Source organism: Ensifer sp. R-19 (genome assembly GCF_049905105.1).
Classification (GTDB): domain Bacteria; phylum Pseudomonadota; class Alphaproteobacteria; order Rhizobiales; family Rhizobiaceae; genus Ensifer.
Window position 1 is genome coordinate 419,489 of sequence record NZ_CP184569.1, and the last position, 23,668, is coordinate 443,156.

Annotated in this window: 25 protein-coding genes and 1 tRNA gene; 22 read left to right on the top strand and 4 right to left on the bottom strand. The window is 58.6% G+C overall.

Going from position 1 to position 23,668, the window contains the following annotated elements; genetic code table 11:
* Positions 1 to 20: 20 nt before the first annotated feature.
* On the top strand, positions 21 to 944 hold the full coding sequence (locus ACN9MO_RS01960; protein WP_113479709.1) for a restriction endonuclease: 924 nt from the start codon (positions 21 to 23) through the stop codon (positions 942 to 944).
* 198 nt (positions 945 to 1,142) lie between these two features.
* On the opposite strand, the gene ACN9MO_RS01965 is transcribed toward ACN9MO_RS01960, so the two are convergent.
* Positions 1,143 to 2,357, bottom strand: coding sequence for a hypothetical protein (locus ACN9MO_RS01965; RefSeq protein ID WP_425986353.1), 1,215 nt, complete (start codon positions 2,355 to 2,357; stop codon positions 1,143 to 1,145).
* Between the two features lie 288 nt (positions 2,358 to 2,645).
* Between ACN9MO_RS01965 and ACN9MO_RS01970 the strand changes: the two genes are divergently transcribed.
* The 11 genes from ACN9MO_RS01970 to ACN9MO_RS02020 all read left to right on the top strand — a co-directional run bounded on the left by ACN9MO_RS01970 (position 2,646) and on the right by ACN9MO_RS02020 (position 10,555).
* On the top strand, positions 2,646 to 2,900 hold the full coding sequence (locus tag ACN9MO_RS01970; protein WP_113479809.1) for a hypothetical protein: 255 nt from the start codon (positions 2,646 to 2,648) through the stop codon (positions 2,898 to 2,900).
* Positions 2,901 to 3,219: 319 nt separating this feature from the next.
* Entirely contained in the window at positions 3,220 to 3,645 is a 426-nt protein-coding gene (locus ACN9MO_RS01975; protein WP_162764879.1) for a hypothetical protein, read from the top strand.
* 54 nt (positions 3,646 to 3,699) lie between these two features.
* Entirely contained in the window at positions 3,700 to 3,840 is a 141-nt protein-coding gene (locus tag ACN9MO_RS01980; protein WP_162764880.1) for a hypothetical protein, read from the top strand.
* A 658-nt stretch (positions 3,841 to 4,498) separates the two neighbouring features.
* Positions 4,499 to 4,822, top strand: a complete 324-nt coding sequence (locus ACN9MO_RS01985; protein ID WP_113479812.1) for a DUF2293 domain-containing protein — start codon at positions 4,499 to 4,501, stop codon at positions 4,820 to 4,822.
* Positions 4,809 to 5,114, top strand: coding sequence for an MVB12 family protein (locus tag ACN9MO_RS01990; protein WP_162764881.1), 306 nt, complete (start codon positions 4,809 to 4,811; stop codon positions 5,112 to 5,114). The genes ACN9MO_RS01985 and ACN9MO_RS01990 overlap by 14 nt, the downstream gene beginning before the upstream one ends.
* Before the next feature lie 76 nt (positions 5,115 to 5,190).
* Positions 5,191 to 5,604 (top strand): hypothetical protein, encoded by a 414-nt coding sequence (locus ACN9MO_RS01995; protein WP_113479814.1) that lies wholly within the window; start codon positions 5,191 to 5,193, stop codon positions 5,602 to 5,604.
* Between the two features lie 421 nt (positions 5,605 to 6,025).
* The gene (locus tag ACN9MO_RS02000; RefSeq protein WP_113479815.1) at positions 6,026 to 7,465 is read left to right on the top strand and encodes a hypothetical protein; all 1,440 of its coding nucleotides are present in this window, start codon (positions 6,026 to 6,028) and stop codon (positions 7,463 to 7,465) included.
* A 3-nt stretch (positions 7,466 to 7,468) separates the two neighbouring features.
* The gene (locus ACN9MO_RS02005) at positions 7,469 to 8,293 is read left to right on the top strand and encodes a hypothetical protein (protein ID WP_162764882.1); all 825 of its coding nucleotides are present in this window, start codon (positions 7,469 to 7,471) and stop codon (positions 8,291 to 8,293) included.
* Entirely contained in the window at positions 8,290 to 8,778 is a 489-nt protein-coding gene (locus ACN9MO_RS02010; RefSeq protein WP_113479817.1) for a hypothetical protein, read from the top strand. The genes ACN9MO_RS02005 and ACN9MO_RS02010 overlap by 4 nt, the downstream gene beginning before the upstream one ends.
* A gap of 256 nt (positions 8,779 to 9,034) precedes the next feature.
* Positions 9,035 to 9,592, top strand: a complete 558-nt coding sequence (locus ACN9MO_RS02015) for a hypothetical protein (RefSeq protein WP_162764883.1) — start codon at positions 9,035 to 9,037, stop codon at positions 9,590 to 9,592.
* Positions 9,593 to 10,555, top strand: coding sequence for a MotA/TolQ/ExbB proton channel family protein (locus ACN9MO_RS02020; RefSeq protein ID WP_113479818.1), 963 nt, complete (start codon positions 9,593 to 9,595; stop codon positions 10,553 to 10,555).
* A gap of 313 nt (positions 10,556 to 10,868) precedes the next feature.
* On the opposite strand, the gene ACN9MO_RS02025 is transcribed toward ACN9MO_RS02020, so the two are convergent.
* Positions 10,869 to 10,942 (bottom strand) — tRNA-Gln (locus ACN9MO_RS02025).
* Positions 10,943 to 11,315: 373 nt separating this feature from the next.
* Here ACN9MO_RS02025 and ACN9MO_RS02030 point away from each other — a divergent pair.
* From ACN9MO_RS02030 to ACN9MO_RS02040, 3 genes are read left to right on the top strand one after another with little or no spacing between them, the layout of a single operon-like run.
* On the top strand, positions 11,316 to 12,899 hold the full coding sequence (locus ACN9MO_RS02030; RefSeq protein ID WP_057250933.1) for a Ppx/GppA phosphatase family protein: 1,584 nt from the start codon (positions 11,316 to 11,318) through the stop codon (positions 12,897 to 12,899).
* Positions 12,896 to 13,633, top strand: a complete 738-nt coding sequence (locus ACN9MO_RS02035) for an RlmE family RNA methyltransferase (RefSeq protein WP_057250931.1) — start codon at positions 12,896 to 12,898, stop codon at positions 13,631 to 13,633. Before ACN9MO_RS02030 ends, ACN9MO_RS02035 begins: the two co-directional genes overlap by 4 nt.
* Position 13,634: 1 nt before the next feature.
* Entirely contained in the window at positions 13,635 to 14,015 is a 381-nt protein-coding gene (locus tag ACN9MO_RS02040; RefSeq protein WP_113133217.1) for a VOC family protein, read from the top strand.
* Positions 14,016 to 14,074: 59 nt separating this feature from the next.
* On the opposite strand, the gene ACN9MO_RS02045 is transcribed toward ACN9MO_RS02040, so the two are convergent.
* A complete protein-coding gene (locus ACN9MO_RS02045) occupies positions 14,075 to 15,484 on the bottom strand; it encodes a DHA2 family efflux MFS transporter permease subunit (protein ID WP_113133216.1) in 1,410 nt (469 codons plus the stop codon).
* Positions 15,485 to 15,673: 189 nt separating this feature from the next.
* On the opposite strand from ACN9MO_RS02045, the gene ACN9MO_RS02050 reads away from it, so the two are divergent.
* The 6 genes from ACN9MO_RS02050 to ACN9MO_RS02075 all read left to right on the top strand — a co-directional run bounded on the left by ACN9MO_RS02050 (position 15,674) and on the right by ACN9MO_RS02075 (position 21,063).
* The gene (locus ACN9MO_RS02050) at positions 15,674 to 16,528 is read left to right on the top strand and encodes an MBL fold metallo-hydrolase (protein WP_113133215.1); all 855 of its coding nucleotides are present in this window, start codon (positions 15,674 to 15,676) and stop codon (positions 16,526 to 16,528) included.
* A complete protein-coding gene (locus ACN9MO_RS02055; RefSeq protein WP_162733670.1) occupies positions 16,494 to 16,661 on the top strand; it encodes a hypothetical protein in 168 nt (55 codons plus the stop codon). The genes ACN9MO_RS02050 and ACN9MO_RS02055 overlap by 35 nt, the downstream gene beginning before the upstream one ends.
* A 215-nt stretch (positions 16,662 to 16,876) precedes the next feature.
* Positions 16,877 to 18,379 carry an IMP dehydrogenase gene (guaB, locus tag ACN9MO_RS02060; RefSeq protein ID WP_057250925.1) on the top strand — a complete coding sequence of 501 codons (1,503 nt, stop codon included), beginning with the start codon at positions 16,877 to 16,879 and terminating at the stop codon, positions 18,377 to 18,379.
* 98 nt (positions 18,380 to 18,477) lie between these two features.
* Positions 18,478 to 18,894: an MAPEG family protein gene (locus ACN9MO_RS02065; RefSeq protein ID WP_058320457.1), complete on the top strand. Its 417-nt coding sequence runs from the start codon at positions 18,478 to 18,480 to the stop codon at positions 18,892 to 18,894.
* A 143-nt stretch (positions 18,895 to 19,037) separates the two neighbouring features.
* Positions 19,038 to 20,066, top strand: a complete 1,029-nt coding sequence (gene adhP, locus ACN9MO_RS02070) for an alcohol dehydrogenase AdhP (RefSeq protein WP_058320456.1) — start codon at positions 19,038 to 19,040, stop codon at positions 20,064 to 20,066.
* Positions 20,067 to 20,187: 121 nt separating this feature from the next.
* Positions 20,188 to 21,063, top strand: coding sequence for a dienelactone hydrolase family protein (locus ACN9MO_RS02075; RefSeq protein ID WP_110878014.1), 876 nt, complete (start codon positions 20,188 to 20,190; stop codon positions 21,061 to 21,063).
* A gap of 12 nt (positions 21,064 to 21,075) precedes the next feature.
* Here the strand turns inward: ACN9MO_RS02075 and ACN9MO_RS02080 are convergent, their stop codons facing one another.
* Positions 21,076 to 21,987 carry a hydrogen peroxide-inducible genes activator gene (locus tag ACN9MO_RS02080; protein ID WP_113133214.1) on the bottom strand — a complete coding sequence of 304 codons (912 nt, stop codon included), beginning with the start codon at positions 21,985 to 21,987 and terminating at the stop codon, positions 21,076 to 21,078.
* Between the two features lie 196 nt (positions 21,988 to 22,183).
* On the opposite strand from ACN9MO_RS02080, the gene katA reads away from it, so the two are divergent.
* On the top strand, positions 22,184 to 23,668 hold the full coding sequence (gene katA, locus ACN9MO_RS02085) for a catalase KatA (protein ID WP_113133213.1): 1,485 nt from the start codon (positions 22,184 to 22,186) through the stop codon (positions 23,666 to 23,668).

Genomic DNA, 23,668 nt, shown 5'->3' on the forward strand with positions numbered 1-23,668 from the left:
TTGCACAGGGCGCGAGATCCATGATTCCCGACTACCAGACACTCATGCTACCGGTCTTGCGCGCTGCCGCTGACGGAGAAGCACGGGTCGCCGACGTTGCAGAGCGCATAGCCGATGACTTGGCGTTGACACCGGAGCAGCGAGACGAGCTTCTCCCGAGCGGGCGACAGCGTGTTTTGCACAACCGAATTCACTGGGCCAAGTTTTACATGAGTAAGGCCGGCCTGATCTCGTCGCCTGTACGAGGCCGTTTTATCGCGACTGATAAGGGCAAAGCACTCCTGGCTGCCGCGCCTGAGCGGATCGATGTTGCCCTTCTAATGCGTGAGCCGGAATTCCGCGAGTTCTACAGGAACGAGGGTAGCGCTATCGAAGAAGAAGGCGTCACCACTAAGCCCGTCGCGGTAACTCCTCCCAATACTACCCCGGAAGAGCAAATCGACGATGCCCACGCCGCGCTAGCGGCGGCCCTGCGTGACGAGCTTCTCGAACGCATCCTCTCAAACAGCCCAACTTTTTTTGAGCAGCTTATCGTCGATCTGCTGGTGTCCATGGGATACGGCGGCAGCCATAAAAATGCCGCTGCCCAACTCGGACGCACCGGCGATGGTGGGGTGGACGGGATTGTAAACGAGGATCGCCTTGGCCTAGACCGCATCTATGTGCAGGCGAAGCGTTATGCTCCCAGCAATCCGGTAGGCCGTCCTGACGTCAATGGCTTCGTCGGTAGCCTCGTCGGTCTTGGCGCTACCAAAGGCGTCTTCGTCACCACCTCGACCTTCAGCCAACCTGCCCGCGATTACGTCAAGCACCTCGCACAACGTGTCATTCTAATCGACGGCCAAGAGCTAACTGATCTGATGATTGAGCATGATGTCGGAGTGCGAGGCTACCGGACCGTTGAGTTCAAGCGGCTAGACGAGGACTTCTTCAGCGAGGAATAATGAACCGCGACGGCGAGCATCGATTTTTGTTATTCTCTTGGTTCGTTCGGAGAGGAAGCAAGTTTTTCCCGAAGAATGTCGAGCCGCTAAACGCTGTTGGTCCGCTGCTGAGCCTATCTGTCATGGTTATTGATAAACGGATCGGGATCAGGCCTAATAACTTGTTATACGAAGACTTACTCGACCTTAGTAGATCACCTAAACACCCATCTCTCTCCGCACCTTCCTCTGAAGCCCAGCCAAAGCCCGCTCCACCATCCTGGTCAGCTCTTCGTACGCGATCATCGTTCCGTAGGCGCCGGCGCCCGCTCTCATCTTGGGCGGCATCTTACTTCCGCTTGTCCTATGCCATCTTCTGATTTTTCGCATTTCCAGCGCCCGCAGTTCGTCTCTCGCATCTTCGCGGATCTGCAGCCCCAGCACGCCCGCGTTCAGAAACCTTTCCCTTCGGTTTTCCTCGACCTTCCGCTTGACTGCCGCTGATCCTGGGCGAGCACTCCCCGGCCGGACGATCGCGAAAGTCGGCTTCATGAACTGGAAGAAGCCTTTCTGCAGGCGCGTGATCCCCACTGCTTCAAGATCGCCAAACTGTTGGAGCCCAATTTCTCGGCAGCCTTCCTGTCCAAGAGCAACCTCGATCCGGATACGCTTCTTGTCGTCAGCTAGCTTATCCCGGGTGCCTGCAGCATTGTTCTGCTTGTCCAGGACCTTGTTCTGGATGCGCCAGAAGGCTCGTGGATCATCTCGCTCACCCACGTAGTAGGTTGAACCGTAGAGTGCCGGGCGGTCCAGTCCCGGCGTCATGCGGTCTCCTATGTCGAGGCTTTCATCGCTTTCGTTGCGACCTATGGTGTAGTCTGTTTTCTTGATACTGCCCGGCATGAACCGCGGCCACATCAGATTGCTCCTCAATACGCGGGTGGTTGGGAAGAAGTGCCGGACCAGAACCCCGTGCATCTGTGCTCTTGCTTCCTCGCTCGGCGTTTTTGGGTAGAAGTCGATACTGACTTCGATCCCACTGATCGTAGCTGGCGCAACGAAGCCATACACGCTCTCAAGCTCATCGAGCACCTTCCGGACGTTCTGGAAGTCTGGCTCTTGGACACGCAGCTTGTATCGAGTAGCCGTCTTCCCCTCACCACTGTCCAGAGCCTCGGGATACTCCTTTCGGCCGGTGAGCTTTTCAATGCGATCGTTCAAGTGCCAATGCTGCGTGCGCCGAGACAGCTCGAAATGGATGTCGATCCAATCGATCACAGCGCGGCACTGGTAGGCTTCGAGATCGATCTGCGGGGTCAGCGTCGTCCGGTTGATCAAGCGCGCCTGCGAGCTCCTGAGTGTCTTTTCGACGTAGGTCAGGATTATTGGCTTTTTCATTCCCTTATCACGATAAAGGGGGACATCGTATCTCAACGCATTTCTCTGCTCTGGTTTCGTGCGCACTCCGATGTGTGGGTAAGCTGATTCCTGGCTCGGATCAAACAAGCCAACTGAAAGGGGTCGAGTGTCGAAACCGCTGACTGTTGCCGGAAAAGCACATATTTCTGTGCATCGCCATCGGTGTTTCGCTAAAAGTCCCTGCGAAGACAAAGGGGCACAGCATGGCAAGCAACGTTCTGAAACTACACGGGCGAACGAGAAAGACTTTCAGCCTGGTGCTCCAACCTATTCGCCATACCGGCGACCCGTAGGAGCAAAATCATGTTGAACGATAACGTACGCGCGACCGATCATACGACCGATGAGAACAGGAGCACGTCGCCCACGGCCCAGAAGAGCGTCGCGGTCGTGATGTTCTCCTTATTGGAGGCCCGGGAACTCGGCTTGGAAGGAACCACGCTCCCGCTGGATCGTGTTCTCTATCTGCTGGATGGAAATGTGATGGAGCAGGATCGGGAAATGGCTGAGGGACTCGACCGGATCAGTGAGCGCCATTGCAACGACACCACGAGCTAACCAGTGCGGATGGTGGGGCGGCAGCTTTAGGCGCCGCCCGATGCGATGGCGACTTGCTGAGCCTCTAAGACGTTGAGTGCATCCGCGGTGTAGGCTGGATGCTCTCATGCTGTGACTGAAAAGCCTCAACTTTCACCGCGGGCGCGTGGCTTTCTCGCTATAAATACCACATGACGACAAGGAGTGTCCTTAATGGCAACCGAATTGTTTTCGGAACTGGTCTCGGTCCACGGTATGCGATGTTCAAGGAGCTATAAATCTTGGGAAATCCACAAAGGTTTCCGGCATTGGGCCGGACCTTAGATTCGAAGGATTTCAAATGTCTGAACCTGTCATCCCCGATATGAATTGTGCCCACTTCATGCTTCCCTATCCGGAGGAGGTCGCGAAAAAGACGGGATCTGCAGGAATGGTGTTCTCCATCCGGGAGCACTATCTGCTCCATGCTCGCCAGCTCGACGACACCGATCCGCAGGAAGCCGCTGTGCTACGGAAGATCGCCGACTACCACCCTGACACTTTCGAAGGCGATATTATGGAGCGCGACAGCCGGGACAACTGGGTTGGCGATGCCAACGATTGGGACGACCTGACCGACGAGCAGAAGATTCATCGGGGTAATACCAACGCCGCAATCGCCGCACTCGACTGGCTTCGTAACGAATTGGAGAAGGCTGCGTATTACTACGAAATGAGCGAAGACGTTACCCGCGTCCGGCGCGAGATCGCAGCGATCGCCCTTTAACTGACCCTCGACTGGCCGGTTTCCGAACCGGCCAGCAACGGGAGGAGGGCCGGTGTGGCACATCGTACCAAGATAGAGACGGTTTTCTCCACCGATGCTCCTCTGAATACCGGCGGACATATCGTGGTCGATCTCAGCACCATGGCCACGGTCGCTGCGTCGATGCTAGCAACCAGTGTTTTTTCGCTCTTTTGACTCACTGCCGAAGCCGGATCGTTTCTGCTCGCGGATATGTTTTCGGGTTGGCCTGGTAAGGCCTTCCATGAGCGTGTAGCCCGCTCTGGACGGGGCAGCGGTCCATCCCTCAAAACTATCGGTTGAAGCAGTCCAGTTTTGACGACGAAAGTATGCCGGTCATCAAGGCGTTGAAGCACAGTGACCTTTACGTTTTTCCGAAAACTGCGAAAACCGTCATTTTCGTCAAGTTTGCGGAAAGTTCTGTCAAGGTTGCGCCGGGAAATGCAGGGTTCTTCACCAGTCGCACCTTTACATTTTCACCCTTCGAATAGCTATTTCTACGGAGTTTGCGCTCCATACCTTTACCTATGTAAAGGTCAAGTAGATTGTATGTAAAGGTAGAAATGCAATCAAAAGGAGCATTCAGCTCGTCGGCTGAGGAGGATAGGACGCCCGGAGCTCGCCGATACGGAAGGCATCCCCGTCGCACAAAAGGACTTTATCTAGGACTTCGTGCTTGGTGTGTTGGCGCTGGTCTAACGCCCGAAAGCTCTCTTCCCAAGTAATTAGGCTGTTATGGCGAAATCTGTGGACAAACTACTTAAGTAATTACTTACTTTCGTATCAATCGTCCGCACATCGTAATATATAGACGTCCTCTTTACTGGAGGGCGACATGGCAAAATTCCCTGTGGCTGCGATAGAGCAGCACATCCGACATCATCATCCGGGCTGCCCCGATTTTGCTGTCTCATATTTCGCCAGCGAAATAGCCGGGAGAGACTGGCAAGATGCTCCATTAGGCCAGGCCGTCGGCATCACCATGCAGACTTTCCTCCGTCATGAGATGACGGATTACGACACGCTCCTTCTGCAAGGGATGGAGCGCGAGAAGGCACGCGGGCGTGTACAGCCGAAGGTCAACGCGATGTTACGGAGCTGGAGAAAGAAGCACAAATCTAACCCAGCGAATCGAGGACATGTTGATGCCCAAGGTTGATGCGAGGATCGCGCTCGCTCGACTGATCGAGGAACGGATCGATGAACTTGGCGTGGACCGAGCTGACTTTGTACGCGACGCTGGCTTCATCCAGAAATCCACTTTGACCCGTTATCTACGAGGCTACTCGAAACTGCCACTTTCTCAGCTACCTGACGTTGTAGAGGCCCTTCAACTCAATGAACGTGATGAACGGCGTGTCCTTCTGATGTGTCTTGCGCAGTCTTGTGTCGGGCCGGCCATGGAACTGATCGAGCGAAATATGCGCCCCGACAACTTCGACGTCGACTGACCGGATCGACGGTTCTTTTGCCAGATCGAAGGGAGCTCAGCTGCCCCAACTGTTGCGCGCTATAAATGAAGTATCGATGCAAGCGCAGGAGCTATCAATGACTAATATTAACCGTACTATTGATCTCGTCGCTTTCCTGAAGATGCGGATCGCAGAAGTGTCGGTGCCGGTCCCTTCGGGCAGCGTTCTGGCAAGCCCGCTCTTCCATCTGGTCTTACGCGGAGAAGCCAAGCTTCCCCTTGATCGCGTCGAGGAGACTGCCGCGGTTCTGGGCTGTGATGCACGGCAGCTCTTCCGCTTGGCCGCGCGCCAGTTCTACGATGAGGAAGCAATTCGCCTTTTCGAACGGATGCTTGGCACGCCTATGACGAAGGAGGAGCAGAAGTGGCTCCATGAAATTCGATCGACGGCTGAAGGTCCCGTTGCCGAGCCGAGCAGCATGGCCAAGCGTCTCGTGCGGGCATTGGCCAAGGCTCAGCCCTCGGCATAGCATATTCGAGGGATTTGATGGAAGTGGACGAGCAGTCCCTAGGATCGCTGCCATTCCCAACACCCGCCCAGGCAAGCGTTTCAGCTGGCCGACGCCAGAACCTAAGGATGCGGTTGACTCTTTCCATTGAAATGGTTGATTTTTAAGTAAATTATAAATATCCAGAGCGGGCTGGCAGGTAGATTTGGCGTGACTGAAGTTGAGATGGATAATTAGTCTGAAAACAGTGACCGGCCAAACCAAAATCTACTACGATGTAAGGCATCAAGATAAATATAATGCGAAAGTCAATCTAGTACTGATGGCTAAGCTTTATTAAAGCATAGCTGCTCGAGTTTAGTAAATATCTATACTGCATTTTGTGATTGCTTCTGTCTCGGGTCTGTGTTTTTCTATATACAACCAATCATGGAGAAAGTCCATGTTTTCCCGTCGACGCGCTATCCGTACTCCATTTGACTGCTTAGCCAACATCTTGTCAAAGAGCATGCATGTTGTTCTCGTGGCGACGCTCTGCCTCGTCCCACTCAGCCTCTACGCCCAAACCCCATACGAAAAGCTTTGGACATACCTCGTGGGCGAGGAGTTTAGAGTCGATTTAGCGTCACTGCTCCGAATGGACAACATTGACGCCCCAGAACTAACAGACCTCGTGAAGGCTCTCGGCGACCTAAAGAAACCAATGGAGGACTACCAAAACCAAAAGACGCCGGACACTCCAACAAGCGACCAGGTTCGCACAGATCTGTCGTCGATTATGGGTAGCATCGAACGGTCGAAGCAATCCCTCCGGAGCTTCAGCATCAAAGTCCAGCGAGGTGAATACGAGGGCTATATCTCGCCTGAATTCTGGACACGTTGCATGCAGCAACTCGGATCACCTCTCGGTGCGGTAGAAGGGGCGTTTGCAATTGCTGATAGCAAACAAGGGGACGACAAGGCAAAGGCTGAAAAGTTGAAGCCTTTCGAGGCCCAGTTGAAAGGGGTTAACGGAGAGGCCTACTTGAAATGTCAAGGGGAAGCGCAGGCGCTCTCGACTCAGTTAGCTCAGAAAAGCGATAAGCTTGGTAAAGACATAGAGGAGTTAGAAAAACAGGCAAAGGAAATTGAACAGAAATACAAGCCTGGTGACTCGAAGAGAGAAGAGCTCCTCAAGAAAAACCAGGAACAGAAGGACCAAAAAGTAAATGATAAGAGAAAGACCGACGAAGCGAAGCAAGGTGTCGATACATGGGCCATCATCTCAGGCTTGATCATGATCGCGGCAGGGCTGATCGTGGTCTTCTACTTTGGCATTCCACAGGGATGGGCCTTGGTCGCTGGCGGATTCGCGATGATCTTGGAGGGAATGGGAAAAAAGAAGAGACAAAAGCCGGGAGGGCAACCCGGTAGTGATGCAGCAGCCGTGGCCGGTCAAGAGGACGAGCAGCCGACAAACTCTGCCGCAAAAGTAAAAGACGCAGACCAGAAGGGGAAAGGTGGAGTAGACGCAACCGCCGCCCAGAATAAGTTTGGCCCGCAAGGCTTCACCACGGTCGAGTCAAAGGCACCAAAAGGCAACCTACTGCTCATGTTTAATGGTGCCGAAAAAGTCCTCATCGTGGTTCAGGTTGATACTGCTGAACAGATTGTCAAGATCGAGCTATCGAAAGCGAAAACCGGAGGACCGGGCGTTTGGGCGGAAGATCTTAAACTTACCGATTTAACAGCGCTTTCAGACTGGTCCATCGACACAAGCGGGAACTTTGTACTGCTAAATTTCAAAGGAACTTTTCCCACACGAGCATCCGCGGTGGCGCTATTTGAGGCTAGAGATGGAGCCTACGTAGCGTCGTCTGCAGAAAAGCCAGTAGGCGAGTAGCCTTTGTCGACCGGCAAAAAGGGAAATGTGGTTCTCATCGAAGCTTTCGTTATACTGTGTTTGCTGTTCATGCTTCAGTACATCGTGTCTGGAATCTCAAGTGGAACATCGGATCCGGTTACCGTAGCGCAATTTTACGCCATCGACTTTCGCCAGCTTCAGACTGCTAATGATACGACAAATCACGTGGATTATATTCAGGTGGGGTCACTCATGTTGGATATGGGAGCTAGCCGCGATAAGGGTAGCAACTGCCCTGTCTCTGCAGATCCGAAGAGCTATCACTACATGGATGGCACTCGGACTTCTTGGGATCTAGGGCCGCCTGATCGAGTTACAGTGGCGAGTGGCGAAAAGGCGAACTCGTTTCTCATAAGCGATGATGCTGCCTATGAGGACGTAAAGCAGGCGCTTGCACTTCAGAAGGTAATAATTTCACGCAAGAAGGGCGCCGAAGTTGGTTTCGATATATCCATCGCCGGATACCTAACGGACTTAAAAGAGCCGCTGCGGATAGCGATATATACCTGTGCCTGTGGCCTACAGAATAAGGGGACAGCGCTTGGCCTTCGGTTCCCTCATCCGTCCACGATTTCAGTAGTGACATTTTCTGCCAAGGGTGCAGTTTCCAAGACGCTGGTTGCTTACAACCACTTTGAGATGGCGGCGGAGCGGGGGAAGGCTCATGGCTGGCTCACGATTGACTCCGACGGAGCGATACCCGATCACCCGCTACGAGAATTCCAACTCTTAGTGCGTAGGGATGGCTCGATTGAGACGACGAACCTCGAGGAACTGGTTTCCGGGGGCTTGGCCAAAGTACAATGAACAAGACCTTGGCGATTATCATGCTGGACTTTTTTGTCATGATATCGGTGGCGTTTTTTATCCTTCAATTTGTTCAACCAGATAGCGACTTGTCGAGCGAAGTTACTAACCAAGGATCCTTGATTAGTATCTCGCTATCGATAGACAAAAAGGAGTTTGTGAAGAAAGCAGGACTTGAGCAAGTCGCGCTCACGCAGCTGGTTGAGCTGGGCTTTCTAGTTACTGAAGGCAAACAGGTGGTTCAAGCCGACCGGGTTCGGATTTCGCCGTCCTATGATGGCTATCTCATAGTGTTCCCGTCGCGCGCTGACAAGAAATTGGCTTTGACCTTCTTTCCTACAAACGTGTTGTCTCCAAAGTTCCTTCAATCTCAAACAACGGCGAAGATCGATGCGGTGCTCTCTCCATCACAGTCCGTGGAAAAGGTGGTACCTTTGGTTTTTGGTGATACACCTGTTATTTCCGTTGATCTCGGCGCACCGTAGCAACGCCGGGGAATGCTACCCTGCGCCGGACACCGCGAGCGTCGACGTGCTAACTAGCTTGGAGAGGAACGGCTGGCAGCACACACACGAACCGGTGCAGGTGGTTCTCTTTAGATGCGCAGAGATCGCGATTGTCCTTCAAGGAGAGACCGCGACCTTTGACCTTGTGAATCTGCGGAGCAAGACAGCTTGCGAAGTATACTTGGACGGAAGCACTAACCTATTCTCCGCTCCTCCAGCTAAGCGCGCAGACGGATTGGCCACGATTGTTTCTCCCGATCGGCTCAACCTTGGCATAAAGGAAATCATCCTCAATGCTCGCGACATTTTTCCGGAATCCGTTGGATGCATAGGTAGTCTTCGACTAGACGACAAGCAGGTGCCATATCTGATTGTGTTTCGTTTGTCGTCTGCATCCTCGGTGGAAGGATTGATATCATCCACAGGTTACCGAGTTACAGTAGGTAATGTTCAAGGTTTCCCGCTGGGTGAGCCGGTTGAGGCGTTAGCTTGGCCGTCAGTAGCTATGGTATTCAGCGCAAAGCCGTCAAGTGTTTCCGTACTTGGTCCTATTGGTATCGTGGGGAGCTACGGAGCAGATAACGTGGTTAGCTTGTTTGACAGGTTTAGCAAGAATGTTGTTTCATTTCACCTTTGTAGCCCAGATCAGTTTTCTGAGCGCTTGAGATCTGTTGGGGTTATTCCTCCAGGCCTTTCTCTTCCAACAAAAGTTGAGGAGGCTGTATCGCGGGTTGTTCAGTATGGGAACGACTCTATTGTGCCATTTGCTCTTATCGCTTGCGGAGTTCTATAGATGAATAGACGCACCTTCGCGATTGTTCATATGGTTGCTTTACCAATACTGCTTGGGGTATCTTGGCTAATAACGGTTTACCTTTATGCTTGGTGGACAGAAAGCGGCAGACTTTACTTCGACAGCTTCAATCTTATTCAGGAAGATGTGTCATCCGTCGAGAATCCCTTTCACCTCCGGTTCTTGATAACTAAGGGGAAGGATGAGGCAAGCTGCCAACTTGTTGCGCAAACTTCAGAATTTAGGCGTGTGTGGTTAGCCGAGACTAAGATGGGCCCAGGTGGAATAAAGCTGCGGATCGAAATAGATCCCTCGGTAGTTGATGAGCCCAATAGATTTGGTTTGCTGAGGGAAATTCCAATAGTAGCGCTTAACTCGCAAGGCGCGCTCTTCCGATTCAATCGTGATATTGTTTTTGAACGCCCACGAGGCCCGCTCAATGCCGAGCTTCGAGCACTGGCGCGGTCACTTTCAACCCAAGGAAAGCAGGTCATCTCAGACGAAGACGCCAGAGATTTGGCGCTGCGAACTTCCCAATTGGTTGATGAATGCCATGGGGTTTCCACTTGGGGCAACGAATATTGGCAACTAAGATTGATTTCAGGCACTGTAGAGCAGATAATCATCGCGGCCTGTGTATTTTGCATACTTGTGTTCTTATTTGAGATATTGCTGTCTATGCTTGGGTTTTCTAGCGTTCTTGTTGCGGTAAACGCTGCCGAGTTTTGGATCGATCTCGTTCCCTATATCGGTTTTTTTGGCACAATATATGGCATGTCGGAAGCGCTGTGGATTTTGGGCGCGATCGACATTTCGGATCCTGTTGAGAAAGCAACGCTAATCGGTCCGATAACCGGAAATATAAGTTTGGCCATGGAGACAAGCCAGCTGGGAATCATTTTCTTTCTTATAGCTTCGCTTGTCGCGCGTGTGATTCGAATTGCCATCAGAGACTTGGATTAATGTAGGTGGCTCATCGTGCGCGGTGGGGCGTCATGCTCACCTTCGGCGCGACCTTCCGTCTCAACGCACCCTCAATCGTCGCTTGGAGAAGGGGGGGCGGTAGGCATTGCCGATCTTTACGGTACTCGCCTGCATGAAATGCGTGGGCGTTGAGAATGGGCAGCCTAGAGATGGCCCGCCCGAGCATATTCGATGACTCTTATTGCGTTGATGCTTTAACGCCAGGTTATCCGGAAATATGGGGTGGTCAACTGTTCCGGATGCCTAGATGGCGGGATCTACAAATAATTGAAATATAACGAAGAATATTGAATGGCTGGGGAACCTGGATTCGAACCAGGACTAACGGAGTCAGAGTCCGCTGGTCTACCGTTAACCTATTCCCCAAGGTCGCTGGCGGGCGCTGCCCGTCGCGTCGGTGTGGCGGGCTTATAAACAAAAGCGCGACCAATGCAAATACCTTTTGGCAAAAAAATGCGATCTCGATGTGGCGGCCGGATCTTTTGCACCGATTTGCCGGTGCCGACGGTACGTCGTGGTGCCGCGCATTTGTGGGCGAACGGCATAGGTGAGCGTGCCGAACAAAAGAGGCTGATCGGGATCGCCGTCTGCAATGTTGGCGGTATGCGGGCTTAGCCCTTGGCGGCGCAGTCAAAAACAGTTTGGCGAATGGGGCTGGCGCTGGTACAGTCGCGCCAACGAAAATCGAGAGAGCGCCTTGAGCGGCCCCTGGGCTTGCGCGGCGCCATGGTTGAGACAAGTGAAAGACCCCGATCACGGCGAAAAGCCGTCCGAATCCGGGGCGTCGGCAGCAGGCCGCAGTGATGGATCGAAGCTCGGTCCGCGCAACGGCAAGGGCAAGCGGAAACGACGCAAGTCGTCTGCTTCGCCGTCTGCAATTGCCAGCCAGCCCGGCACTGCCGGCATGGCAGGGCGTCCCGCAGGAGAGAACGAGGCGGAACCGGCGCGCAAGCGCAAACGGCGTCGTCGTTCGAAATCCGCAAAACAACAGGCCGCAGTCGCGTCCGCGCCGCAGGGCGGCAGCGCGCAACTCGTTGAGTCGTCGCTCGGCGAGCGCAAGGGCCACAAGCGCAGCAAGAAGGCGCGGCATCGCCGTGGGCTCCAGGGGCGTCCGCTCACGAGCGGCGAGCGCCAGCCGGCCCAGCAAAGGGCTACCGATGGCGGCAATGGGCGATCGGGGCCCTCCGCCTCCAACGGGCAGACGGCGTCACAGCAGCGGCCGGGCCAGCGCGCCGATCAACCGCGCGCGCCCTATGTTGCCGACAGCGAACCTCCGGCGCCGCTTTATGCCGCGCTTGACCTCGGCACCAACAATTGCCGGCTTTTGATCGCTCAGCCGACGCGCCCCGGCCAGTTCCGGGTGGTCGACGCCTTTTCGCGCATCGTTCGCCTGGGCGAGGGGCTCGGTGCCAGCGGCCGGTTGTCAGACGAGGCGATGGAGCGCGCGGTCGAAGCGTTGAAGATCTGCGCCTCGAAGCTCGGTGCCCGCACGATTCGCCGCAGCCGCCTGATCGCGACGGAGGCCGCGCGCGCCGCCGAAAACGGCGAAAGCTTCCTTGAGCGGGTGGCGCGGGAGACCGGCCTTGATCTCGAGATCATCAACCGCGAAACCGAAGCGCGGCTTGCCGTCTCCGGCTGCTCGTCGCTCGTCGATCGCGAGACCCGTTCGGTCGTGCTCTTCGATATCGGCGGCGGCTCGTCCGAGATCGCCGTCATCCGCATCGGCGATTCCAGGTCGAACCGGCTTGCCAATCACATCACCCACTGGACCTCGCTGCCGGTCGGCGTCGTCACGCTCTCCGAGCGCCATGGCGGCCAGCACGTGACGCCGGCAAGCTTCGAGGCGATGGTGCAGGAGGTGGAGGGCATGCTCTCCCGCTTCGACAGCCCACCGGTCGAGGCGCTGGCAAACGGCGCCTCCGGCAGCGGCTTCCACCTGATCGGCACATCCGGCACGGTCACGACACTTGCCGGCGTGCATCTCGACCTGCCGCGCTACGATCGCCGCCGCGTCGATGGCCTGTGGCTCACCGATGACGAAGTCTCCGCCATGCAGGCGCGCCTGCTCTCCTGGGATTTCAATGCGCGTGCCGCCAATCCCTGCATCGGTCCGGATCGTGCCGACCTGGTGCTGGCCGGCTGTGCGATCCTCGAAGCGATCCGCCGCCGCTGGCCGTCGACGCGCATGCGTGTCGCCGATCGCGGCCTGCGCGAAGGGCTGCTCACCGATATGATGGCGGACGACGGAGCCTGGCGCCGCTCGCGGCCGCGCCGTCACCAGCGCGGCGCCAACGCCGGCAGCCAGGAAGGAAACAAGGCATGACGAAACCCCCTGTTGGCGGCAACCGCAGCGGCCGCAAGCTTGGCCAGAAGGTCAAGAAGGGCAAGCTCAAGGCATCCTCCCGCCGCTGGCTGGAGCGCCACATCAACGATCCCTATGTGCAGCGCGCCCAGCTCGAGGGCTATCGCGCCCGTGCGGCGTTCAAGCTTTTGGAGATCGACGAGAAGCACAAGATCCTGAACGGCGCTCGCCGCATCATCGACCTCGGTGCCGCCCCCGGAAGCTGGACGCAGATCGCCGCCAAGGTCACCAATTCGACCGATGCCGATCCCCGCGTTGCGGCGATCGACTTCCTCGAAGTGGACCCGATCCCGGGCGTGCGTATTCTGCAGATGGACTTCCTCGACCCTGAAGCGCCGGAAAAGCTCAAGGAAGCGATCGGCGGTACGCCGGATCTGGTGATTTCGGACATGGCGGCACCGACGACCGGACACCGCCAGACCGACCACCTGCGCACCATGCATCTCTGCGAGGTCGCCGCCTATTTCGCCGTCGACGTGCTTGCCGAGGGCGGGCATTTCCTGGCGAAGACCTTCCAGGGCGGCACGGAGCGCGAACTGCTCAATATGCTCAAGCAGAATTTCCGTCAGGTCATCCATGTGAAGCCGGCATCGTCGCGGTCCGAATCGGTCGAAATGTTCCTGCTCGCCAAGGGCTTCAAGGGGCGCCAGAAGGCCGCCAGCGAGACGGAAGCCGAAGACGAGGCGGCGGAATAGCATGCTGCTCTACGTGACCGTTGGCACCAAGGATCTCGAACGCGCCGGCGCGTTCTATGACGCGGTGCTGCCAGCGCTCGGCTATCACCGTCAGCGGCAGGACGAAACCGAAATCGGCTATGGTGCTGCGGGCGACCGCATCCGCTTCTGGGTGGTGACGCCCTTCAACCGCGCGCCCGCCACCTACGGCAACGGCGTGAGCATCGCGTTTGACGCCGAGACGCGCTCAGCCGTCGATGCCTTCCACGCGGCAGCCCTTGCCAATGGCGGCACGGACGAGGGTGCGCCGGGGCTGCGCCCGTTCCACGCGAACTTCTACGGCACGTGGGTTCGCGATCTCGACGGCAACAAGATCGCCGCCGTGTGCGAGCGCCCTGAATAAACTCGCTATGGCGCCGTCCTTTCGGACGGAAAATCGCCGCGCGTTTCCCTGAAATATCCTTACTTCCCCGCGGCCGACTCGACTTCGCGCACTGGTAGCCGGTGCCCGGAAACCGAGGCGCCGGCGTTCTTCGCCATGGTCAGGAACGGGATCGCCGCGATCAGGTTGGCGCCGGCGATGATCATGAAGGCGGTGTGGAAATCGTCGAGCTGCAGCGGGCCGCCGCTGAGTTTGGTCTCGATTTCCAGGATCGCGCCGGCAACGGCGACGCCGAGCGCCAGGCTGATCTGCTGCAGCACCGCGCTCATCGAGGTCGCCTTGCTGGCGTCCGCATCGTCGATATCGGCGAAGGAAAGCGCGTTGACGCTGGTAAAGAAGAAGGAACGGGCGAAGCCTGCAATCAGCAGGATGGTGATCATCACCAGATAGGGCGTCGCCGGCGTGAAGAAGCCATTGGCGAAGGTGGTAATCGCAGCGAGGATTGCGGCGAGGATCAGGGTCGTACGGAAGCCGGCGAAGGCGAGCACGCGCCGCGCGTAGAACTTGGTAGTGATGGCTCCGACCGCGCCGATGAAGGTGATCATGCCGGACTGGAACGGGTTGAGCCCGAAGCCCACCTGCAGCATCAAGGGCATCAGGAAAGGCACCGCGCCGACCGAGATGCGAAAGATCGTGCCGCCGATCGAGGCGGCGCGAAAGGCGCTGTCCTTGAAGAGGTTGAGGTCGAGAACCGGTGCCGGATGGCGGCGGGCATGGCGGATGTAGAGCAGGGTCGCGACCACGCCGACGACCACCGAAGCGATACCGACGATCGGCGGTAGGGCCGGCAGGCTGATCACCGACAGGCCGAAGACGATGCCGGAGGCGGCGATGCCGCCGAGCAGGAAACCGAGAGCGTCGACCGGTGGAGGATCGCGCGGCTCCATTTTGGGCAGATAGATGCCGGAAAGGATGTAGCCGGCGATGCCGACAGGCACGTTGATCAGGAAGATCCAGTGCCAGGAGAAATAGGTGGTGATGAAGCCGCCGAGCGGCGGTCCGGCGAGCGGCCCGACAAGCGCTGGAATTGTCAGAAGCGCCATGGCCGAGACGAGTTCGCTGCGCGGCGTGCCGCGCACCAGCACCAGGCGGGCGACCGGCGTCATCATCGCTCCGCCCATGCCCTGCAGAAAGCGCGAGAAGACGAAGGCGACAAGGCTGTTGGAGATGGCGCAGAAAATGGAACCGGCGATGAAGACGAGGATCGCCGCGCGGAAAATCTTCTTGGCGCCGAAGCGGTCCGCCATCCAGCCGCTCAAGGGAATGAAGATCGCAAGAGACACCATATAGGCGGTCAGCGCCAGCTTGAGCGTGATCGGCCCGACGCCGATGTCGCGGGCGATTGCCGGCAGCGACGTGGAAATTACGGTCGAATCCATCTGCTCCATGAAAAGAGCGACGGCAAGGATCATCGGGACGATACGGTTCATGGAATGTGCTTCGAAGACGGCCAGCGATAGTGAGAAGCTAATGCCGGTGATGGCTTTTGTCGGGGCGAAACCGGTGATTGCGGATCAAAAGCCTGTGATCCCGGCTGGCCTTTGCTGTCAAGACGCTACTTCTGGCCCAGTTGTCCATGGGGCAACCGGATTCAACAGGGCAACGAAGTGGGATGGACCATGAGTGAGATGTCGATGAAGCGCCGGACCTTGATGGGGGCGGGCACGTCTGGGGTGCTCGCGGCGCCGTCGCTGCTGACAGGTGCTGCGGTGGCTGAGGAAAAGGCGGAAAACACGGACATGAAAAGCGCTCCTCCGATCCGATCTCTCAAGCTCGGAGCCTTCAAGGTCATCGTGGTCAATGACGGCGCACGCGTCACCGAGAAACCGCATGAGATCTATGGCACCAACCAGTCGCAGCAGGCGGTGGCGGAACTGCTGCAACAGAACTTTCTGCCGACCGAAGCGTTGGTCAACAGTTTCTCGCCGGTTCTCGTCGATACCGGAACGGATGTCGTGCTCTTCGATACCGGCATGGGCGAGGGCGGCCGCGAGGCCGGTATGGGCCGCCTTGCCGAAGGCATCCGCGCCGCCGGCTATGCGCCGGAGCAGGTCTCGGTCGTGGTGGTGACCCATATGCACGGCGATCACATCGGCGGCCTCATGGAGGCCGGCAAGCCGGCATTCGCCAATGCCCGCTACGTGATGGGTGAAACCGAATATGCCTTCTGGAAGGACCCGGCACGAGCAGGCACGCCGGCGGAAAACGGGGCACAAGGCGGTGCTGGAGAAGATAGTGCCGCTGGCGGAGAAGACGACTTTCATCGGCGACGGCGCCGAGGTCGTGCCCGGTATCTCGGCCGTCGCCGCCTTCGGTCATTCGCCGGGTCACATGGTGTTCCGCCTCGATTCCGACGGCAAGGGCATGATGCTGACGGCCGATACCGCCAACCACTATGTGCTGGCGCTGCAGCGCCCCGATTGGGAAGTGCGCTTCGACATGGACAAGACGAAGGCGGCCGAGACGCGCCGTAGGGTTTTCGACATGATCGCCAGCGAGCGGCTGCCCTTCATCGGCTACCACATGCCGTTCCCGGCCGTCGGCTTCGTCGAGAAGCAGGGCGAAGGCTACCGCTTCGTTCCCGTCAGCTATCAGCTCGATATCTGATCGGTATCGAGCCGGGTGAGGGGCTGCATCTCGCGAAATTGCTGCTCTGCAACAAATATCGGCCGAAGGCGGGACATTTCCAGGCTTTGGCTATTTTCATCCTGACATATCCGTGTTACGAGCCCTCGCCAACTTCCAAGACACGCTTTGAAGTCGCCCGGTGGACAAATCGCAGCCCGTCCCCGGGGGTTTTCGTTTATTGAAGGGAATTGGCCATGGCGCGCATCATCGAAACGGCAACTGGTCTGGAGGCTTTGACCTTCGACGACGTCCTGCTCCTGCCCGGACATTCCGAAGTCATGCCGGGTCAGACCAATATCGCAACAACCATTGCGCAGGACATTGACCTCAACCTGCCGATCCTGTCTTCGGCGATGGACACGGTGACCGAAGGGCGCCTCGCGATCGCCATGGCACAGGCCGGCGGCATCGGCGTCATCCACCGCAACCTGACGCCGGCCGAGCAGGCCGAAGAGGTTCGTCAGGTCAAGAAGTTCGAAAGCGGCATGGTCGTCAACCCGGTGACGATCGGCCCCGACGCCAAGCTCGCCGATGCGCTGGGCCTCATGAAGCAGCACGGCATTTCCGGTATCCCGGTCGTCGAGAACGGCGGCGCCGGTGGCCAGAAACAGGGTCGTCTCGTCGGCATCCTCACCAACCGTGACGTCCGCTTCGCTTCCGATCCAAACCAGAAGATCCATGAGCTGATGACCCATGAGAACCTGGTCACGGTCAAGGAAAGCGTCGACCAGCAGGAAGCCAAGCGCCTCCTGCACGCGCACCGCATCGAGAAGCTTTTGGTCGTCGACGCCGACGGTCGCTGCGTCGGTCTCATAACCGTCAAGGACATCGAGAAGGCGCAGCTCAACCCGAACGCCTCGAAGGATGCACAAGGGCGCCTTCGTGCCGCCGCCGCCATCTCCGTCGGTGACGATGGTTTTGAGCGTGCGGAGCGTCTGATCGATGCCGGCGTCGACCTGATCGTCGTCGACACCGCCCACGGCCACTCGCAGCGCGTGCTCGACGCCGTCGCCCGCGTCAAGAAGCTCTCCAACTCCGTTCGCATCATGGCGGGCAACGTCGCCACTGCCGCCGGCACCAAGGCGCTGATCGATGCCGGTGCGGATGCGGTCAAGGTCGGCATCGGCCCGGGCTCGATCTGCACCACCCGCATCGTCGCCGGTGTCGGCGTTCCGCAGCTGGCCGCGATCATGAGCGCCGTCGAAGCTGCCCAGGCTGCCGGCATTCCGGTCATCGCCGACGGCGGCATCAAGTTCTCCGGCGACCTCGCCAAGGCGATCGCCGCCGGCGCTTCGGCCGTCATGATCGGCTCGCTGCTTGCCGGTACCGATGAAAGCCCGGGCGAAGTGTTCCTCTACCAGGGCCGTTCCTTCAAGGCCTATCGCGGCATGGGTTCCGTCGGCGCCATGGCCCGTGGCTCGGCGGACCGCTACTTCCAGGCGGAAGTACGCGACACGCTGAAGCTCGTTCCGGAAGGCATCGAAGGCCAGGTTCCTTACAAGGGCCCGGTTGCAGGCGTGCTCCACCAGCTCGCCGGCGGCCTCAAGGCCTCCATGGGCTATGTCGGTGGCCCGACCATCAAGGAATACCAGGAGCGCGCGCAGTTCGTACGTATCTCCGGCGCCGGCCTTCGCGAAAGCCACGCCCATGACGTGACGATCACCCGCGAAAGCCCGAACTATCCGGGCGCGCACTGATCGCGATTGCATTCGAAGGGCGCCGCGTCATCTCGCGGCGCCCTTCGCCTTTTCAGATTAAGTGTTTTTCAGAATAAGCTTTTTTCAGGGAGCAGCGCATGACGGGTTTCGAGATCTTCTGGCCGATCGTGGTCCATGTCTTTCTCGTCTTCTGCCTCTACGCTCTCCTATCCTTCCGCCGCAGGCGGCTGGTGCGCGCCGGTAAGGTGCATGCGGCCCAGTTTCGCGAGAACCGTGACGAGCCGGGCGAAAGCCTGGTGGTGAAGAACAGCATCGCCAACCAGTTCGAGCTGCCCGTTCTCTTCTACGTCTGCTGCGTGCTGCTCTACATCACCGAGGCCGACAACATCGTCTCCCTCGCGCTTGCCTGGCTTTTCGTCGTCCTGCGCTACGTGCACGCCTTCGTACATGTCACGAACAACCGCATCCGCTATCGCCGCCCGCTGTTCATGGGCGGCGTCGCGACGCTTTTCGCCATGTGGGTGTGGCTTGCCGTCTGGATGGCGATGAGCTGATCCCGGTTCGCACCCCAAGCGAATTGGCGCAAATCTGAGACAGTCTGCGCGAACAATCCTCGCGCCTTGATGCGTATCAAATACCCGATGCCGCCTTTGCGGGTAGTCTTTCCGAGTTGGACGACAACGCATCGGAGGACGAGATGACCGCAACGATGAAAGCCGCCGTGGTACGCGAATTCGGCAAGCCGCTGGTAATCGAGGATGTGCCGATACCGGAGCCGGGCCCCGGCCAGGTGCTGATCAAATACGAAGCGACCGGTGTCTGCCATACGGACCTGCACGCCGCCAACGGCGATTGGCCGGTAAAACCGAAGCCGCCTTTTATCCCCGGACACGAAGGCGTCGGTTATGTCGCCAAGCTTGGCAGCGGCGTCACACACCTGAAGGAAGGCGACCGCGTCGGCGTGCCGTGGCTGCACACGGCCTGCGGCGGTTGCACGCCCTGCCGTACCGGCTGGGAAACGCTCTGCGGCAGCCAGCAGAACACCGGCTACTCCGTCAACGGCACCTTTGCCCAATACGGCCTTGCCGATCCGGATTTTGTCGGGCGCCTGCCGGCAAAGCTTGAATTCGGACCGGCCGCACCGATCCTCTGCGCCGGCGTCACCGTCTATAAGGGCCTGAAGGAAACCGAAGTGCGTCCTGGCGAATGGGCGCTGATTTCCGGCATCGGCGGGCTCGGCCACATGGCGGTGCAATATGCCAAGGCAATGGGCATGCATGTCGCCGCCGTCGATATCTTCCCGGACAAGTTGGCGCTTGCGCGAAAACTCGGTGCTGACCTCGTCGTCGATGCGCGTGACAAGGACGCGGTCGAGCAGGTTCAGAAGGCGACCGGCGGCGTGCACGGCGCACTGGTGACGGCGGTGGCACCCAAGGCGATGGAGCAGGCGTTCAACATGCTGCGCTCCAAGGGGACCATGGCGCTCGTCGGCCTGCCACCAGGCCAGATGTGCCTGCCGATCTTCGATACGGTACTGAAGCGCATCACGATCCGCGGTTCGATCGTCGGCACGCGCCAGGATCTCGAGGAGTCGCTGGAGTTCGCCGGCGAAGGCAAGGTCGCCTCGCACTTCACCTGGGACAAGATCGAGAACATCAACGCGATCTTCAAGCGCATGGAGGAAGGCAAGATCGACGGTCGGATCGTGCTCGATCTCAACGGCTGATCGGCCAAAACAAAACACGCAGCAGTAACGCAAGTTTGTATGTTCGCAACCGCCCGCCGACCTATTCTGTCGCGGGCGGTTCTGTCTGCCGCCGCGGGAGAACGAACCGAAGGAGGCTGATATGCAGGAACCGACAATCACACAGGCGATGATTGACGCCTATGACGAATATACGCATCTGACCCTCGATCGCCGCCGCTTCATGGAAAAGCTCACCGGACTGGCCGGTTCCGCGGCTGCAGCCGCGGCGATCGCGCCGCTGCTTGCCGCCAACGGCGCCAAGGCGGAAATCGTTGCGGCGACCGATACCCGTATCACCGGCGAGGATATCTCTTACCCTGGGGCTGGCGGCGACATGAAGGGGTACCTCGTTCGCCCAGCGGAGGTGAGCGGAAAACTGCCGGCGGTGATCGTCATTCACGAGAACCGCGGGCTCAATCCGCATATCCGCGACGTTGCGCGACGGATGGCGCTCGAAGGCTTCCTGGCGCTTGCACCGGACTTCCTGTCGCCGTCGGGTGGAACGCCGACGGACGAGGACAAGGCACGCGAGATGATCGGCGCGCTGGATGCGGCAGCAACGACGGCGAACGCAGTTGCGACCGTGGCCTTCCTGGAAGGGCACCAGCAATCGACGGGGAAGGTTGGTGCCATCGGCTTCTGCTGGGGAGGCGGTCTTGTCAACCGGCTCGCGGTCGGCTCGCCCGATCTCAAGGCCGGCGTCGCCTATTACGGCGCGCAGCCCAAGGCGGAGGATGTGCCGAATATCAAAGCCGCGCTGCTGCTGCACTATGCCGGGCTCGACGAACGCATCAATGCCGGCATCGACGCCTATCAAAAGGCGCTGAAAGACGACGGCAAGGACGCGACGATCTATGTCTATGACGGCGTCAACCATGCCTTCAACAACGACACCTCGGCCGCCCGCTACGACAAGGCTGCCGCCGATCTCGCCTGGGGCCGGACGGTGGAATTCCTGAAGGCCAAGCTCGCCTGAGCCCGTCTTAACTCAGGCGGCAGCCGCCCGGATAATATCGTCGGCGCAGTCGCTGATTGCCGTTGCGAGCGCTTCCATGTCGCGCTCGCGCGGACTGCTGCGCCGCCAGACGAGGCCGATCTCGCGCGCCGGCTCGGGTGCGGCGAAGGGCACGATGCGGATCGAATTGCGTGCGGCCTCGGTCGCGATGGCGATTTCAGGGATCAGCGTCATGCCCATGCCATTGGCAACCATCTGCAGGAGCGTCGTCATCGAGGTCGCGCCGAACGAGACGAGGCGGCGTTTGCCCGCGGTGCTGCAGACGGCGAGCGCCTGGTCGCGCAGGCAATGGCCTTCTTCGAGCAGGAGCAGCTGTTCGACATCCACCTGATCCTCGGTCAGCGGTGACATCAGGATGTTTCGCTCGTCGTCCGCCATCGCCATGTAGAAGCGGTCGGAAAAGAGCGGTTTCGTCGAGAGGCCATCGGTTTCGATCGGCAGGGCGGCAACGACAGCGTCCAGCAGACCCTCGCCGAGATCGGCGACCAGCCTTGATGTCACCGATTCCTTCAACTCGATCTCGATCGCCGGATAGACGCGGCGCAGATGCGGCACCAGCCGCGGCACGAGATAGGGCGCAAGCGTCGGAATGACGCCGATGCGGATCCGCCCTTCGAGCGTGCCGGAGCTGGCGCGTGCGCTCTGCTCCAGCATGTCCACCTCGGCGAGGATGGCGCGGGTGCGGGCCAAAACCTCTTCACCCTTGCGGGTGAGGAAAACGCCGCTGCGGCTGCGCTCCACCAGTTTCACCCCCAGGTGGTTTTCCATTTCCATGATCTGGGCAGAGAGCGCCGGCTGGCTGACATGGACCAGTTCGGCGGCCTTGCCGAAGTGGCGAGCGGAGGCAAGAGCCTCGAAATAGCGCATCTGTCGAAGTGTAAGCATGATAAGAAAATCTTATCGATTTTTAATTTATATGCAATTGGAGATTATCGAACCTCTGTGGGAAAACCGTCTGGCCAAGGCGTCCGGGCTTTGAGCGCCGCCGGAGTGGCGGCTGGCAGCCTTCTCAGGCTGCTGTCGGGAAGGCGGTTCGGCCTGTCCGATCTCCCGGGCGCGAACCCTTTGACAGGAGGACGCGATGTCAGATCGACCCATATTGACGACGAGTGCCGGAGCGCCGGTGCCCGACAACCAGAATTCGCTGACGGCCGGTCCGCGCGGCGGCGTCATGATGCAGGACTACCAGCTTATCGAAAAACTGTCGCATCAAAACCGCGAGCGCATTCCCGAGCGCGCGGTGCACGCCAAGGGCTGGGGCGCCTATGGCACACTGAAGATCACCGGCGATATCTCCAAATACACCAAGGCCAAGGTTCTGCAACCGGGCACCGAGACCCCGATGCTGGCGCGCTTCTCCACCGTTGCCGGTGAACTCGGCGCCGCCGACGCCGAACGCGACGTGCGCGGTTTCGCGCTGAAGTTCTATACGCCGGAAGGCAATTGGGATCTCGTCGGCAACAACACGCCGATCTTCTTCGTCCGCGATGCCTACAAGTTCCCGGATTTCATCCACACACAGAAGCGCCACCCGAAGACCAACCTGCGTTCGGCGACCGCCATGTGGGATTTTTGGTCGCTTTCGCCGGAAAGCCTGCACCAGGTCACGATCCTGATGTCCGATCGCGGATGTCCGGTATCGCCGTTGCACATGAACGGCTACGGTTCGCACACCTTCTCCTTCTGGAACGACGCCGGCGAGCGCTATTGGGTGAAGTTCCACTTCAAGACCCAGCATGGCCACAAGCACTACACCAATGCCGAGGCCGCCGAGGTGATCGGCCGGACGCGCGAAAGCTATCAGGAAGCGCTCTATGGCGCGATCGAGGAGGGCAACTATCCGCGCTGGACGCTGCAGGTGCAGATCATGCCGGAACTCGACGCGGAGAAGACACCCTACAATCCCTTCGACGTCACCAAGGTCTGGCCGCATGCGGACTATCCGCCGATCGAGGTCGGCGTGCTGGAGCTCAACCGCAACCCGGAGAACTACTTCGCCGAGGTCGAGAACGCCGCCTTCTCGCCGTCGAACATCGTGCCCGGCATCGGCTTCTCGCCGGACAAGATGCTGCAGGCGCGGCTCTTCTCCTATGCCGATGCCCACCGCTATCGGCTCGGCACACACTACGAGCACATCCCGGTCAACCGACCGAAATGCCCGGTGCATCACTATCACCGTGATGGCCAGATGAACACGTTCGGCGGCATCCAGACCGGCAATCCGGATGCCTATTACGAGCCGAACTCGTTCAACGGCCCGGTCGAGCAGCCTTCCGCGATGGAGCCGCCGTTGCGCATCAGCGGCGATATGGCCCGCTACGACCACCGTGAAGGCAACGACGACCACAGCCAGCCGCGGGCGCTCTTCAACCTGTTCGATGCGGGACAGAAGGCGCGGCTGTTCTCCAATATCGCGGCCGCCATGGGCGGGGTGCCGGGGATGATCGTCGAGCGTCAGCTTGCCCATTTCAAGCTTGTCCATCCTGACTATGAGGCCGGCGTACGTGTGGCTCTTCGTGCAGCGCATCGTTATGAGGCCGAGGCGATCGGCACGGCTGCGGAGTGA

Excerpts from the sequence above, each read along its gene's own strand:
- guaB (WP_057250925.1), top strand. The coding sequence starts at position 16,877 with ATGGCGCGCATCATCGAAACGGCAACTGGTCTGGAGGCTTTGACCTTC.
- ACN9MO_RS01975 (WP_162764879.1), top strand. The coding sequence starts at position 3,220 with ATGTCTGAACCTGTCATCCCCGATATGAATTGTGCCCACTTCATGCTT.
- ACN9MO_RS02075 (WP_110878014.1), top strand. The coding sequence starts at position 20,188 with ATGCAGGAACCGACAATCACACAGGCGATGATTGACGCCTATGACGAA.
- ACN9MO_RS01970 (WP_113479809.1), top strand. The coding sequence starts at position 2,646 with ATGTTGAACGATAACGTACGCGCGACCGATCATACGACCGATGAGAAC.
- ACN9MO_RS02040 (WP_113133217.1), top strand. The coding sequence starts at position 13,635 with ATGCTGCTCTACGTGACCGTTGGCACCAAGGATCTCGAACGCGCCGGC.
- ACN9MO_RS02020 (WP_113479818.1), top strand. The coding sequence starts at position 9,593 with ATGAATAGACGCACCTTCGCGATTGTTCATATGGTTGCTTTACCAATA.
- ACN9MO_RS02010 (WP_113479817.1), top strand. The coding sequence starts at position 8,290 with ATGAACAAGACCTTGGCGATTATCATGCTGGACTTTTTTGTCATGATA.
- ACN9MO_RS02065 (WP_058320457.1), top strand. The coding sequence starts at position 18,478 with ATGACGGGTTTCGAGATCTTCTGGCCGATCGTGGTCCATGTCTTTCTC.
- ACN9MO_RS02045 (WP_113133216.1), bottom strand. The coding sequence starts at position 15,484 with ATGAACCGTATCGTCCCGATGATCCTTGCCGTCGCTCTTTTCATGGAG.
- ACN9MO_RS02050 (WP_113133215.1), top strand. The coding sequence starts at position 15,674 with ATGAGTGAGATGTCGATGAAGCGCCGGACCTTGATGGGGGCGGGCACG.
- ACN9MO_RS01960 (WP_113479709.1), top strand. The coding sequence starts at position 21 with ATGATTCCCGACTACCAGACACTCATGCTACCGGTCTTGCGCGCTGCC.
- ACN9MO_RS02035 (WP_057250931.1), top strand. The coding sequence starts at position 12,896 with ATGACGAAACCCCCTGTTGGCGGCAACCGCAGCGGCCGCAAGCTTGGC.
- adhP (WP_058320456.1), top strand. The coding sequence starts at position 19,038 with ATGACCGCAACGATGAAAGCCGCCGTGGTACGCGAATTCGGCAAGCCG.
- katA (WP_113133213.1), top strand. The coding sequence starts at position 22,184 with ATGTCAGATCGACCCATATTGACGACGAGTGCCGGAGCGCCGGTGCCC.
- ACN9MO_RS02000 (WP_113479815.1), top strand. The coding sequence starts at position 6,026 with ATGTTTTCCCGTCGACGCGCTATCCGTACTCCATTTGACTGCTTAGCC.
- ACN9MO_RS01985 (WP_113479812.1), top strand. The coding sequence starts at position 4,499 with ATGGCAAAATTCCCTGTGGCTGCGATAGAGCAGCACATCCGACATCAT.
- ACN9MO_RS01990 (WP_162764881.1), top strand. The coding sequence starts at position 4,809 with ATGCCCAAGGTTGATGCGAGGATCGCGCTCGCTCGACTGATCGAGGAA.
- ACN9MO_RS01995 (WP_113479814.1), top strand. The coding sequence starts at position 5,191 with ATGCAAGCGCAGGAGCTATCAATGACTAATATTAACCGTACTATTGAT.
- ACN9MO_RS02055 (WP_162733670.1), top strand. The coding sequence starts at position 16,494 with ATGGACAAGACGAAGGCGGCCGAGACGCGCCGTAGGGTTTTCGACATG.
- ACN9MO_RS02080 (WP_113133214.1), bottom strand. The coding sequence starts at position 21,987 with ATGCTTACACTTCGACAGATGCGCTATTTCGAGGCTCTTGCCTCCGCT.